Origin of the sequence: Paraburkholderia sp. J11-2 (genome assembly GCF_905220185.1) — a bacterium.
Classification (GTDB): domain Bacteria; phylum Pseudomonadota; class Gammaproteobacteria; order Burkholderiales; family Burkholderiaceae; genus Paraburkholderia.
The window spans coordinates 97,412-109,865 of the sequence record NZ_CAJMYY010000001.1 but is presented as its reverse complement, the minus strand read 5'-3'; the positions used below and the strand labels follow the sequence as shown (position 1 = coordinate 109,865).

Annotated in this window: 14 protein-coding genes; 4 read left to right on the top strand and 10 right to left on the bottom strand. The window is 67.0% G+C overall.

The annotated features are described in order from the left end of the window. The first annotated feature begins 142 nt into the window (after nucleotides 1-142). Together U5A57_RS00480 and U5A57_RS00475 are read left to right on the top strand one after the other, a co-directional pair. The gene (locus tag U5A57_RS00480) at nucleotides 143-625 is read left to right on the top strand and encodes a hypothetical protein (RefSeq protein WP_321907249.1); all 483 of its coding nucleotides are present in this window, start codon (nucleotides 143-145) and stop codon (nucleotides 623-625) included. A 233-nt stretch (nucleotides 626-858) separates the two neighbouring features. Next, a complete protein-coding gene (locus U5A57_RS00475; protein WP_321907247.1) occupies nucleotides 859-1,578 on the top strand; it encodes an OmpA family protein in 720 nt (239 codons plus the stop codon). A 77-nt stretch (nucleotides 1,579-1,655) separates the two neighbouring features. Here the strand turns inward: U5A57_RS00475 and U5A57_RS00470 are convergent, their stop codons facing one another. Both U5A57_RS00470 and U5A57_RS00465 read right to left on the bottom strand, forming a co-directional pair. Next, nucleotides 1,656-3,212 (bottom strand): DHA2 family efflux MFS transporter permease subunit, encoded by a 1,557-nt coding sequence (locus tag U5A57_RS00470; protein WP_321907245.1) that lies wholly within the window; start codon nucleotides 3,210-3,212, stop codon nucleotides 1,656-1,658. 147 nt (nucleotides 3,213-3,359) lie between these two features. Continuing rightward, nucleotides 3,360-3,884: a MarR family transcriptional regulator gene (locus tag U5A57_RS00465; RefSeq protein WP_321907244.1), complete on the bottom strand. Its 525-nt coding sequence runs from the start codon at nucleotides 3,882-3,884 to the stop codon at nucleotides 3,360-3,362. A 228-nt stretch (nucleotides 3,885-4,112) separates the two neighbouring features. Between U5A57_RS00465 and U5A57_RS00460 the strand changes: the two genes are divergently transcribed. Both U5A57_RS00460 and U5A57_RS00455 read left to right on the top strand, forming a co-directional pair. Next, on the top strand, nucleotides 4,113-4,451 hold the full coding sequence (locus tag U5A57_RS00460; RefSeq protein WP_321907242.1) for a hypothetical protein: 339 nt from the start codon (nucleotides 4,113-4,115) through the stop codon (nucleotides 4,449-4,451). 161 nt (nucleotides 4,452-4,612) lie between these two features. Further along, complete coding sequence (locus tag U5A57_RS00455; protein ID WP_321907240.1) at nucleotides 4,613-6,193, top strand: efflux transporter outer membrane subunit; 1,581 nt, start codon at nucleotides 4,613-4,615, stop codon at nucleotides 6,191-6,193. 45 nt (nucleotides 6,194-6,238) lie between these two features. On the opposite strand, the gene U5A57_RS00450 is transcribed toward U5A57_RS00455, so the two are convergent. The 8 genes from U5A57_RS00450 to gspG are packed head-to-tail and all read right to left on the bottom strand — an operon-like array spanning nucleotide 6,239 to nucleotide 12,255. After that, a complete protein-coding gene (locus tag U5A57_RS00450) occupies nucleotides 6,239-7,018 on the bottom strand; it encodes a type II secretion system protein N (protein WP_321907239.1) in 780 nt (259 codons plus the stop codon). A gap of 55 nt (nucleotides 7,019-7,073) precedes the next feature. Next, the gene (locus U5A57_RS00445; protein ID WP_415764944.1) at nucleotides 7,074-7,613 is read right to left on the bottom strand and encodes a type II secretion system protein M; all 540 of its coding nucleotides are present in this window, start codon (nucleotides 7,611-7,613) and stop codon (nucleotides 7,074-7,076) included. Beyond that, complete coding sequence (gene gspL / locus U5A57_RS00440) at nucleotides 7,589-8,992, bottom strand: type II secretion system protein GspL (protein WP_321907238.1); 1,404 nt, start codon at nucleotides 8,990-8,992, stop codon at nucleotides 7,589-7,591. The genes U5A57_RS00445 and gspL overlap by 25 nt, the downstream gene beginning before the upstream one ends. Before the next feature lie 34 nt (nucleotides 8,993-9,026). Beyond that, entirely contained in the window at nucleotides 9,027-10,166 is a 1,140-nt protein-coding gene (gene gspK / locus U5A57_RS00435; protein WP_321907237.1) for a type II secretion system minor pseudopilin GspK, read from the bottom strand. Further along, nucleotides 10,163-10,846, bottom strand: coding sequence for a type II secretion system protein J (locus U5A57_RS00430; RefSeq protein ID WP_321907236.1), 684 nt, complete (start codon nucleotides 10,844-10,846; stop codon nucleotides 10,163-10,165). The genes gspK and U5A57_RS00430 overlap by 4 nt, the downstream gene beginning before the upstream one ends. Beyond that, nucleotides 10,824-11,252 carry a type II secretion system minor pseudopilin GspI gene (gene gspI / locus U5A57_RS00425; protein WP_321907791.1) on the bottom strand — a complete coding sequence of 143 codons (429 nt, stop codon included), beginning with the start codon at nucleotides 11,250-11,252 and terminating at the stop codon, nucleotides 10,824-10,826. The genes U5A57_RS00430 and gspI overlap by 23 nt, the downstream gene beginning before the upstream one ends. Before the next feature lie 13 nt (nucleotides 11,253-11,265). Beyond that, the gene (locus tag U5A57_RS00420) at nucleotides 11,266-11,799 is read right to left on the bottom strand and encodes a GspH/FimT family pseudopilin (protein WP_321907234.1); all 534 of its coding nucleotides are present in this window, start codon (nucleotides 11,797-11,799) and stop codon (nucleotides 11,266-11,268) included. Between the two features lie 21 nt (nucleotides 11,800-11,820). Further along, the gene (gene gspG / locus U5A57_RS00415; RefSeq protein WP_321907789.1) at nucleotides 11,821-12,255 is read right to left on the bottom strand and encodes a type II secretion system major pseudopilin GspG; all 435 of its coding nucleotides are present in this window, start codon (nucleotides 12,253-12,255) and stop codon (nucleotides 11,821-11,823) included. Nucleotides 12,256-12,454: the final 199 nt, after the last annotated feature.

Below are 12,454 nucleotides of genomic sequence, written 5' to 3'. Positions count from 1 at the left end.
CGCAACGCCAGCGTGCAGATGCGGTCCAACCAGGGTAGGCGCCGCATTACCGGCCTGCGCGGACGACGGGCAAGTGATACTGAAAACACCAAAAATGCACGGGTCGCGCGCCATGCGGCTCACTCCGGGAGGAATCCACACCATGAAACGAACGCTTGCGATCCTGCTGTGCGCAACGGCTGCGGCCTGCGCGTCGCGCGGGCAGGTCGATCCCGACGTCATGCAGATCGCGACCGCGCCGCTCACCTGCTCGAACAAGGCGGAATGCGATCTCTGGTGGCAACGCGCAGAGGGCTGGGTGCGCAGTCATTCGAAGTACGAAGTGCAGACCGTGACCGACACGCTGATCCAGACCTCGGGCCCGGGCGGCGGCCGGCGCCTGCTCGCCTATGAAATCACGAAGTCGGCCAACCCCGACGGCACGGCCACGATCGGCTTCGCCGCGCACTGCGACAGCTCGCTCGGCTGCAAGCCCAACCCGTGGTCGGCGGGCGCGGCGTTCAAGCAGTACGTGCGCACGGGCGTCGACGCGCCCATTCCCGGCGACACGACCACCGGCGCAGGCGGCGACACGGCCGGCGTGACTGGCGCGGCGGTGGCCGAGCCGGCTTCGAGCGCGCATTGACCTCTGCGCATTGACCTCTGTGTCGATCGCTGCATATGGCTCTGGTCGCGCGAGGCGTAGGTAGCGCTGGCGCGCGCTCAGAGCGGTCGCTTCACGACGATGACTTTCGAATGGCGTCTATTGCGGATTTAGGCATTGTCTGATTGAGCGAGGGATTGGGGAGCCCGTATCTTGGGCTGGCTTCGGCCTGCGTGGTCTGGGCCGTTCATCCTCATCCACAACTCGAATCGACAATGAAACTGCGCCTTCTGTCCACCAGTGCCGCGGCTGCCGTAATCGTCGCCGCCGCAGGCTGCACTACCGCCTCAGGTCCCACCCACAATCTCGACGTCGTCACCCTGGCCAACGGCTCACAGGCGTACCGCGTGCAGTGTCTCGGCTTGCTCGAAAGCTCCAAGACCTGCATGGCGAAGGTCAACGAGGTCTGCGGCACCAAGACGCCGCTGCGCGTCTCGTCGGTGGACCGCGCCGCTGCCGGGTTCAAGCCGGAAGACGATCCGCGCGAAATCACGTTCATCTGTCAGACGCCGCAGCCGCCGGCCCCGCCGCCGGCGCCGGTCGTCGAAACGCCGCCTCCGGCTCCGCAGGTCCAGCCGCGCACGATCACGCTCAATGCCGACGCCAACTTCGCGTTCGACAAGGCCGATCTGCTGCCCGGCGGCAAGCAGACGCTCGACCAGTTCATCCAGGAAAGCAGCAATGTGAACATCGGCGCAATCGTGATCAGCGGCTACACCGACTCGGTCGGCTCGAAGGCTTATAACGACCGCCTCTCGCTGCGCCGCGCGCAAACGGTGCGCAACTATCTGCAGTCGCACGGCCTGCACGCGAGCCAGTACGAAGTGCACGGCTACGGCTTCGCGAAGCCGGTCGCGTCGAACGCCACGCCTGAGGGCCGCGCGAAGAACCGTCGCGTCGAGATCGAAACGAGCGGCATTACGCAGCGTCAATAAATGGGGCGTTGGTAACGCCGCGCGCAACGCGCACCCAGTTGCCCGCAGCTTCATGCGGGCGGCCTTTCGTGGGACCGTCAATGACCCATTGCCGGTCCCGCGCCTTTTTTCGGCTTCGTCACCCACACCAGCAGGGCCAGCACGACAAACATCGCACAGGAGATGCGGAAGAAGTCGTTGGTGGCCATCATGTAGCCCTGCGTCGTCACGACGTCGTTGAGCTTGGCGGTCAGGCTTTGGCCTGCAAAACCCAGGCTGGCGAGCGCGTCCTTGTAGGCGATGGTGTTCGGCGAATACTGGCTCACCGATTCCGAGAGCACGGCATGGTGATAAATCGCCGCGTCTTCCCAGAACGTCGTGCTCACCGCCGTGCCGATCGCGCCCGAAAGCGTGCGCAGAAAGTTCGAAAGGCCCGAGGCGCTCGCGAGCCGCTCGTCAGGAACGCTCGAAAGCGTGATGGTCGTCATCGGCACGAAGAAGCAGGCCACGCCGATACCCTGCACGAGACGCGGCAGGATCACGTGATTGAACGGCACATCGAGTGTGAACGTCGAGTTCCAGAGCGAAACGAGCGCGAACACGACGAATGCGAAGCTCGCGACCATGCGCAGATCGAGCCGATGCATGTTGCGTCCGATGAGCGGCGAAAGCACGAGCGCGAGCAGGCCCACCGGCGCGGTGGCCAGACCCGCGAGGCCCGCGGTATAGCCCATGACCGTTTGCAGCCAGAGCGGGAAGATCACCACCGAGCCGAAGAACGCCATGAAGCCGAACGAGATGATCATCGCGCCGAGCGCGAAATTGCGGTCGCGAAAGAGCGATAGATCGACCACGGGCTCCTTTTCCGTCGCCTCCCACACAAGCATGAACGCGAGCGCAACCACCGCGATGATCGCGAGCGTGACGATGAACGTCGAGTTGAACCAGTCGCGGTCCTTGCCGAGGTCGAGCATCATCTGCAGGCACGACACGCCGATCACGAGCAGCGCGAGGCCCACGGCGTCGATGCGCTGCTTCGTCGTCTTCGTCTCGCGTCCGCGCAGCAGCAAGTAGGCACAGATGCCCGAGAACAGGCCAATCGGCACGTTGATGTAGAAGATCCACGGCCACGTGTAGTTGTCGGTGATCCAGCCGCCCATGACCGGTCCGAAGATAGGCGCGACGATCACGGTCATCGCCCAGAGCCCGAGCGCGAGCCCGCGTTTGGCAGGCGGGTAGGAGCGCATGAGGATGGTCTGCGACAGCGGGACCATCGGCCCGGAAACGAGCCCTTGCACGAGACGGAATGCAATGAGCGTCTCGAAGTTCGTCGCAAAGCCGCACGCGGCCGAGGCCAGCGTGAACAGCAGCACGGAGATCGTGAAAAGGCGGACTTCGCCCACGCGGCGCGCGAGCCATCCGGTGAGCGGCACGGCAATCGCCGAGGCAACCGAATACGACGAGATGACCCACGTGCCTTCGCTGTTGGCGACACCCAGGTTGCCCGAGATGGTCGGCACCGCCACGTTGGCGATCGAGGTGTCCAGCACCTCCATGAAGGTCCCGAGCGCGAGCCCGACCGTGAGGAGCGCGAGCGTGCCGCCGGAAAACGGTGCGGGTCCGGCCTGCGCGGGCACCGCGGAGGAAGCTGCCATGTTGCGTGTCCTTGTTGGGTCGGCCGGTTCTGCACCCGAAGCGCAGCGCACACCGGCTTTCTATTCCGTGTCTGTGCATTTTCTGCCCAGACAGTGATTGGATCAAACTACACCCAATGCTGCGCTGCGGCGCGTCGTACAACGTTGCTAGTCGCCGCGTTCCTGCGTCGGCGCTTGCGCGTCTTTACCGCTGTCGTTCGTCGATGCGCATAGCGGCGTGGTCGAGCCGTCATTCGCGATGAAGCGCTGCAGCAAATGGACGAGCGTTGCGACTTCTTCGGGTGCGAAGCCGCGCAACTGCTCGGACATCTCCGCGGCGATCAGGTCGGGCAATTGCTGCGCCGCCGTGCGCCCCTGATCCGTCAGCGCCAGCTCCACGACCCGGCGATCCGCCTGGCTGCGCCGCCGCTCGAGAAAGCCCTTCTTCTCCAGCCTGTCGAGCATGCGCGTCATGGAGCCGGTGTCGTACGAGAGCGCGCGCGACATCTCGTTCGGCGTGCTGGCGCGCTCGAACCACAATAAAAGAATCACACCAATTTGCGACGATGTGAGCCCGAGCGGCGCAACCGCCCGGTCGATGCGCCCGGCCAGCACATTGCGCGCAGTCGAGAGGAAATAGCCGAGACTTGGCTCGACGCCCAGCCTTGTCGGGACGAAAGGACCGTCGCTCATCGCAGTTCGCTTTGCAGCCTCTCAAAAAACGAGCGAATTATAACGGGTTACTTCGCTGCTCAGGCAGATAAATCTCGTCGCGCACCGCAACCGTCTCTGCCGCAGTGATCGGCGCGTAAAAACAACAGTTGCATTGATGCGCTGCAAAGTATGTTGTGATTTGGTTGCATAGTCAATATTATGACAGGCAACCAGTTTCATTCTTCTACGTTCACCCGTTTGGGCATCATGCTTTACCTGATCAACGCGCTTGGCGGCCTTGGCCGTTCCGTCACCGACACCGCCCGCCTGGCTTTCACGAAGGCTAGCGCGGGTTCGTGGTGGGCGCGCTCGCGCAAGCTCGCGTTGTACGCGGCCATGTTTGCGCTGCCGGGCGGCTCGATCGCGGTTGTGGCCGTGGTGTGGGCGCAGCGTCGGCGCACGCGGCAAGAACCCGCAGCGGCGGGGGCGGGCGTGCCGGCCACGCCCGCGAAGGCAACAGCGGCGACAGCGGCGAGTGCCGCACCCGCGTGCGCAGGCACCCAGCTCGCCTGCCGCGCACCGAAGCGCCGCCGTAACGACGCGTAACCTGCGCGTCGCACGCCGTAACACCCGCCAACCCTTCCAACGCGTAAGCTTTCGGATTCCGTGTAATCACTCGCGCGTACGCTACCATTGCCGCAACGCGACAACCCCGTGCGCGCCCGGCCGCCCGACTGCGCGCCGGTTGCATCGACAGGAATCCTTGCATGCATTGCCGTTTCGTCCGCCCCGGCGCCTCCACGGGATCCGCCGGGTCCTTGGCGCGCCGCGCGCCCACGTCGCTTTCCACGTTGGCGCTGTCCGCAGCCGCCGCGCTCGCGTTCCAGTTGGCAGGCTGCGCAGTCGGCCCCGACTATCACCGGCCCAGCGCCGCCGTACCCGCTTCGTTCAAGGAAGCGCCCGAGGGATGGAAGGTCGCGCAACCCGCCGATACCGCCGACCGCGGCGCCTGGTGGCTGATCTACGACGATGCGCAGCTCAATGCGCTGATGGACCAGCTCAACACCAGCAATCAGACCGTTGCGCAATACGCTGCCGCGTATCGCCAGGCGCGTGCGCTCGTGGGCGAGGCACGCGCAGCGTACTTTCCGGTGATCAGCGGTACGTTCTCGGGCACACGCTCGTACACGCCCACGCGCGTAGCCAACTCGAGCGGCGGCTTGTCGAGCGGCACCATCAACAACAACGTCAGCCTGGGGCTCGACGCCACCTGGGAACCCGACCTCTGGGGCAAGGTGAGCCGCACCGTCAGCTCGCAGGAGGCAAGCCAGCAGGGCGCCGCCGCCGATCTCGCAAACGCGCGTCTATCGGCGCAGGCCACGCTTGCGCAGACTTACTTCACGTTGCGCTCGCTCGACGCGCAGCAGAAGCTGCTCGACGACACGGTTGTGGCGTACCAGAAGTCGCTGCAGCTCACGCAAAATCAGTATGCCCAGGGCGTGGCGGGCCGCGCCGATGTGATCCAGGCGCAAACGCAATTGCAGTCTGCCCAGGCTTCGGCAATCGACAACGGCGTGGCGCGCGCGCAGGACGAGCACGCGATCGCCGTGCTGGTCGGCCAGCCCGCCTCCACGTTCTCGATCCCGCCGTCGCCGCTCACCGCCACGCCGCCCACGGTGCCGCTCGCCATGCCGTCTGCGTTGCTCGAGCGCAGGCCCGACATCGCCTCGGCAGAGCGCAAGGCGGCCTCCGCCAATGAGCAGATCGGCGTCGCCATCGCGGCGTACTTCCCGACGCTCACGCTTTCCGCAAGTGGCGGTTTTGAAAGCTCGGTGATGTCACAGCTGCTGCAGTTGCCGTCGCGCTTCTGGACCCTCGGGCCGTCGCTTGCTGGCACGATCTTCGACGCCGGGCTGCGTAAAGCGCAGACCGAGGCCGCGCGCGCCGCCTACGATCAGCAGGTGGCCACCTACCGGCAAACCGTGCTGGCCGCGTTCCAGGACGTGGAGGACAACCTCGCTTCGCAGCGCATCCTGGGGCAAGAAATCGTCGTGCAGCAGCAGGCGGTGGATTCGGCGCAGCATGCACTCTCGATCGTCACGAACGAATACAAAGCCGGCACGACCGATTTCCAGAACGTGCTTTCCGCGCAGGCCACGGCCTTCACCGCGCAGCAAAAGCTCGTGAGCCTCGGCGGGCAGCGCATGGTGTCGTCGGTGGGGCTCGTGAAGGCGCTGGGCGGCGGCTGGGATGCTGCGCAGATGGATCGCGAGACGGGCAGCGTGGCCGCGCCGGTCGCGGCTTCAGCAGCGTCCGCGCCGGCGGTTGCGGCCGCCCAGCCGCAGTAATGCGTACGCGCCCGCTCAGGCGGGCGCACGCTCAAGCCGCGAACGTCAGCGCATGAAGGTCAGCGCGACGGTTCCCGGCCCGATCGGGCGGCCCAGCAGATTCAAGAGGCCTGCCAGGTTGTCGCGCTGATCCGGCGCCGCGCTCGCGGTGCCCTGGAACGAGGCGAACGCGCGCGAGAACGAGCCGCGTCCCTCGAGCATGAGCGGGCCTTTTTGCGTCGAGAGATTGAGCGTCGACGTCGCCCCTTGCGCCTGCAACACGACCTGATACGTGCCGAGAGGCTTCACGAGCGAAACGCGCGAACTCATGTCGGCGAGCGACACGGTCAGCCGTCCGAACGCATCCGTGCCGAACACGCGCCACGGGCTCCACGCAAGCCGCACCTTGCCGTCCAGATCGAGCGTGTTGAAGGGCGCGCCGAGACCCGCTAGCAGCGAGGCCGGCACGGCAATCGTGCCCGCGCTCACGTTCGCGCCGCGCAACGTCGCATCCACGGTAACGGCGTCGGGCATCGCCTCGGTCTGCAGCATTTCCATGCGCACACGCGCGACGAAAAGCGGCCAGAACGCCGTGCGCCACACAATGCGACCCGGCAGCAGCGTCGCGCCGCGCGCGTCCTGGCCCGCGGCGAGCATCAACGTGGCGGAGCCGTGCCAGAGCGAGCCTTCCGGATCGATCAGATTCACGTGCCCCTGAGTCGCGCGCGCGAACTGCGGCGCGATCCAGGCCGCGGGCAGGCGGGCGAGCAACACGGCTGCGCTCGACAGCAGGCCCACGATCAGCCAGGGCAACACGGCGCGCAAGCGCCGCATCCAGTAACTCATTGCTTGTTTCTCCGGCGATTCTCAGTGCGCGCTGGTCAATGCGCGCTTTTTCTTTTTAGTGCGTATTCGCCGGTTGCAGCGAGGCCGTCAAGTCGACCTGACCATCGGTCTTCAGCGCGGTGATGTGCGCCTCGACCACCTGCACCTTGAACTGCTTGCGCACGTCGTCGAGCCACGCGGCCCACGCCGGAAACGACGCATTCTTCATCTGCACCTGCACCGTCGTGCCGATCAACTGAATCTGCGCCCCCGTGAGCGCGTGATCGGCAAGCGAAGCAGTGACCGCGTCCTTGAGCGCCTGGCCGCCCGGCGCCACGCTCGCGGCAGCCCCCGCAAGCGAGCGCGCCTCGTCGGCCTCGGCCGTCATCTGCGCGAGCTGGCGCTGCATGCCGGGCAGGCTCTCGCGCAGGCGCGCGCGGCCGTCGGCGGCCGGCTGCCACAGCACCGACCAGCCGATCGCCAGCGCAAGCACCGCGCCACCCCACGTGAGCAGCGCCTTTTCGCGCGTGGTGCGCGCTTCCCAGAAGGTCGCCCAGGCCTCGGCCCAGGCGCCGCTCATAGCCGTTGTCTTCACGATGCGCTCCTGATGGTCCATTTGCCCGTGCTGGCATCCACCGTGCCCGCAAGGCCGTTGCCCGCGAGGCGTTTCGCGAGATCGGCGTCGACGTTGACGCCTGGCTTGAAGGTCACGTCCAGACGCCGGTCGTGATAGTCGAGTGCCGCGATGCCGTTCGCGGGCACCGGACCGAGCGCGCGCGCGAGGCCGTCGGAGAGCGCGAGGAAGTCGTCGCGCGAGGGTTCGCCCGCGGCGAGGCGCAACTGCTGCAACTGCCGCGCCATTTGTCCCGCGGGGTCGAGCACGACGGTCGTCTTCGGGAACGCGTTGAGGAGCAGCTCGGTCATCTGCGCGCTGATGGCGTCGCGCTGGCGCGCCATCATGAGCCACTCGATATTCGCGCCGACGACCGCGACGACGAGCGACGCGGCCACGAGCCCGATCGGCACGCGCAGACGGCGCACCGTCGCGCGGTCGAGCCGCCACGGCTGCGAGGCGAACTCGAACTGGCAGAGGTCGAAGCGGCAGGCAAGCGCGCGCCGCGCGAGCGCCTCGAACGTGAGCGTCTGCGCACCCGGCAGCGCGGCGGCGAGCGACGCGCGTGCAGCCGCGCTCGCGGGCTCGCCCGGCAGGTTGGTGAGGACGTAGCCCGAAACCGGCGCGCCGCCGGCGAGCGCCGTGACGGTGGCGGCCACGCTCGCGGCGGGCACTGCGAAGCCGTCGGCGAGCACGCCGCGCACGATCGCGAGTTCGAGCGGCGCTTCCGACGTGGCGGCCGCTGGCTCCGGCGCAACGCCGGGTAGCAGCGCGGGGGCGGTCGCGACAACATGGCCGAGCACGCATGCCGTCACGGGTTCGATCACAGGCGCGGCGGGAGCCGCGGCATCGGACGTGACGCCCGGCTCCGCGCGCCCGGCAGGCACAGCGGCTCGAGCCTCTTGGGCCACCTCCACCGACTCCACAGCCTCCACCGCCTGCGCAGCAGGCAGGCAGCGCGCCACTGGCACCGCGCGCAGATTGCGGTGCCCTGCGGCGGTGAAGCCTTCCAGGAGAAAACGGAACCAGCCCCGATCGATGGCAGCCACGACCTGGCGGCCATCGGCCAGGCGCTTTGGGTCGAGTGCGAGATGGCAGGTCTGTGCATCCTGGATCAGATGATCCTCGACCACGTTCGGCAGCGCCTGACGCAGCCGCGGCCCCCTGAGCGGCGGCACGGTGGCGGCGAGCATGAGCAGGTCGCGCGCGGCGATCAGCAGAATGGTGGTCGAGGCCTTCGGCAACAGCCCGAGCGCCGAACGGCCCGCGCGTTGCGTGTTGCCCGTCTTGTCGAGCAGCACGAACGGCAGTTCCGGCAGCTGCCATTCCTGCGAGTGGACCGCCGGGTCGCGGGGCGGCATGAGAACGATCAGCGTGCTCAAACGCACCTCTTTTCGATGTTGGTCGGGGACGGATTCATGGTTCGTCGCTAACGCGCACGATGCGCGTCGTATGGGTGAGCGGATCGCGCCAGACAAGCGTCGTGCGGTCCACCTCGGCGCGCTCGTGCTGCACGCGCCCATGTACCAGAAAGTAACTCGTGTTGACGTCGATTTGCGTGGTGTCGATCGAGACTTGCTTCACTCCCACACCTTCGAGCGCGAGTTGCACGTCGCTCACGTTGCGGAAAAACACGCTCTGGCGATGCGCGACGAGGGCCTGCGCGTTCGAAAGGCTCATGCCCGTCACGACGGAAGCGATCACCTCTGCGCTCGCCGTGTTCATGTTCACGGGCGTCACGGTGGGCAGGATCGTCACGAACGGGCGCAGCCGCGCAACGGCGTCGGCCGTGAAGCCGGGCACGTCGAGCAGCGAATCGACGCTCGTCATCATGAGCGGGGCGACGCCGCTGTCGTTGTCGGACTCCGAGAGGCCGGGGTTGTCGGTGTAGTTGCCGCCGCCAGTCGTCCCGCCGCCTGCGAGCACCTCGGTTTGCGAACCGGTGTTCGTCGTGGTGGTTTGCGTCTGGAAGCGCGTTGCCGAGTAGGCAAGCCCAGAGCGCAGGTACACCGCAGTGTTCTTCGCAAGCGACTGGTCGAGGCCGAGAATCTGCAACAGGCGCGCGAATGCCTCGATCTCCGTCACGTTCAGCTGCAACGAGCCCGGCGCGCTGGTCGCCACGAGATCGCGCAGATTGAAGCGCGCCTGGGCGTCTTCTATCGAACCCGAAAGCCAGGTGTCCGCGCCCTGTTGCGCGTGCGCTTCGCCGATCTGGCCGAGAAAGTCGGACAGCCGCGTTCGCGCGAGCGGCACGCCCCACGCGCCGCCGAGATACGTAATGCCCGCCGACGTATCCGCTTCGGAGCGCAGCACGAGGCGCGTCCAGTCGAGCGAGGCGCGCGCGATCCATTGCGCCTGCGCGAGCAGCCGTTGATTCTCGATGCGCCGCAACTGCACCTGCTGGCGCCACAACATGCCCGAGACGATGATCGCCGAAAGCGCGACGACGAGCAGCGCGCTGATGATGGCCGCCCCGCGCCGTGCGCGCGTGGAACGGCTGGATCGTCTACCTTGCCGGGTGTGCCGTGCGGAGGTTCGTTGTGTGCGCAACGTCATTCCCCCACCAGAAACACGCGGGTCACCGGCTGCTGGAGCGCATGCGAGCCCACGCTCACCTGCACCCCCGTCACCGCGCGCGGCAGCGGCGCGTTGCCGAGTTGCGGCACCTTGAGATCGTTGTTGTTGCCCGTGACCTGCGAGCGCACGTCCTGCATGTTCGCGGTCCAGCCCGTCTTCGGCACGTACAGGCGCGCGTTGATAACGTCCACGCCGCTCATCATCGGCAACGCGCCCCAGTTGTCGCCTTCGCCGCCGCGCAGCGCACGCCGTAACGCTCCGAGATCGGCGAGAGGCGGCGACGCATAGCGCACCACCTGGCCGCCCGACACGCGGTAACGCACCACTTGCAGGCGGGGCGCCGCGCCCGGCGGCATCGCGAACGCGCGCACGATCTGCAGCGCGCCGCCGTCGAGCGAGATAGCGACGCCGCCCGCTTCGTCGTCGGAGGCGGCTTCGCGCAAGTCGATGCGCATCTGGTCGAACATTTGCGCGAACACCCGCTCCTGCGCCATCGAGCGCGTAATGGTCTCGCGCCCGCGCACGATCTCGTCGAGGCCGCGCCACGAGAGGATGGCCACGACGGCCATGATGGCGATCGCAACGAGCAGCTCGATCAGCGTGAAGCCGCGCGCTGACGAGGCGACGCGCACGCGGTCACAACGAGCGGTTCGTCTCATTGGCGAGCACCGTGACGAGTTGCGCGAGATTGCCGGAGCGGCCGGGCGTCGCAACCGACACCTCCACGCGCCGAAAAACGGGGTTGGGCGTCGCCGCGACGTGCTGCGTGCAAGTCAGCCGCAGATTGCCCTGCGAGCAGTCGAAACTGCTCTCGCCAAGGTCCGGCCACGCGTGCACGAGGCGCAGTTGCGCAAGCGTGTTGTCCGCACTCCAGCCCGCAAGCAGGCGGTCGTGCAGGTCGGCTTCGCTCGCGGCGAGGCTGCCCACGGCGCGCAACGAAGCGGCCAGCGCAATCGCGATGATTGCGAGCGCAACCAATACTTCGATCATCGTGAAGCCGCGCTCGCGCACCGGACCACGCTGTCGATCCAGGCGAGCGCCGTGGCCGCGCTTTCCCCCACGCATCGAGAACCGCATCTCAGCGCACCTCGAAGCGGCCAGTGCCGGTGCCGACGATCGTCGCGCTGCCGGCGGCCGAAAAGAGCGTGACCTGCACCGGCACGTCCACGGCCTCCGTGCCGAAGATGAGCCGGTTTGCCTGCGTGTCGTTGCCGCCGGGGTAGGTGATCGCCACGCCGGTCACGCCGCCTTCCCATTGGCGCGGTCCGAGCAGATCGTCGCGCAGCGGACGCCAGCCGTCTTCCGTATGCACATCGAAGCGGAAGCCGCCCGCGAGTGGCTGCCATGCAATGGCGCGCGCGCGCACCTGCGCCTCGTCGCCCGCCGACTCGAACAGGAGCGCGAGCCGCTGCGCTTCTTCATTCAGGTCGGTGCGCGGATTGCGCGTGAGCGTGAGCGAAGCGAGCGAGATGAGAATCCCCGCGATCAGCAGCACCACGAGCATCTCGAGCAGCGTGAAGCCCGCCGCGCGCGCACGCGTACCCGCGCGTGACGCGCGCGAGGTGCGTGACGATCGGCGGTCCCCGCAAGGGTAAGGGCGGCTCGTTTGCATGGATGCTGCGTGGCGGATGATTTATTGCCAGGACCCGACGTCGGCGTCGTTGCCTTCGCCGCCGGGTTTGCCGTCGGCGCCATAGCTGAATACGTCGATCTCGCCGTGCACGCCCGGGTTCAGGTACTGGTACGCACTGCCCCATGGGTCATTGGGCAGGCGCTCCAGATAGCCGCCGTCTTTCCAGTTGTTCGGCACGGGGTCGGTGGTCGGCTTTTGCACGAGCGCCTGCAGCCCCTGGTCCTGGGTCGGATAGCGGCCGTTGTCGAGGCGATAGAGCTTCATTGCCTGCATGATCGTGCCGATGTCCTGGCGCGCGGCGACGCGGCGCGCTTCATCGGGACGACTCATGATCTTCGGGACGATCAACGCGGCAAGAATGCCGAGAATCGCGATCACGACCATGATTTCGATGAGCGTGAAGCCGCCTTGGCGGCGCGCGCGCGTGACTTCCATTTCGGCACGGCGCTTGGTGCACAATTTCGCCCACATGGACATGAGTTCTTTCCTCTCTCGCTAGATAGGGTTGCGGTGCACTTGTGCGCCGCGCTTCGTCCTGCCTGCAATCGAACCCGCCGCTTGAACCGGCGGGTCCCTCGCTCGCATGACGGGTCATTGTAATGTCACACGATGACGCCTTTCCGACGCCTCGCGG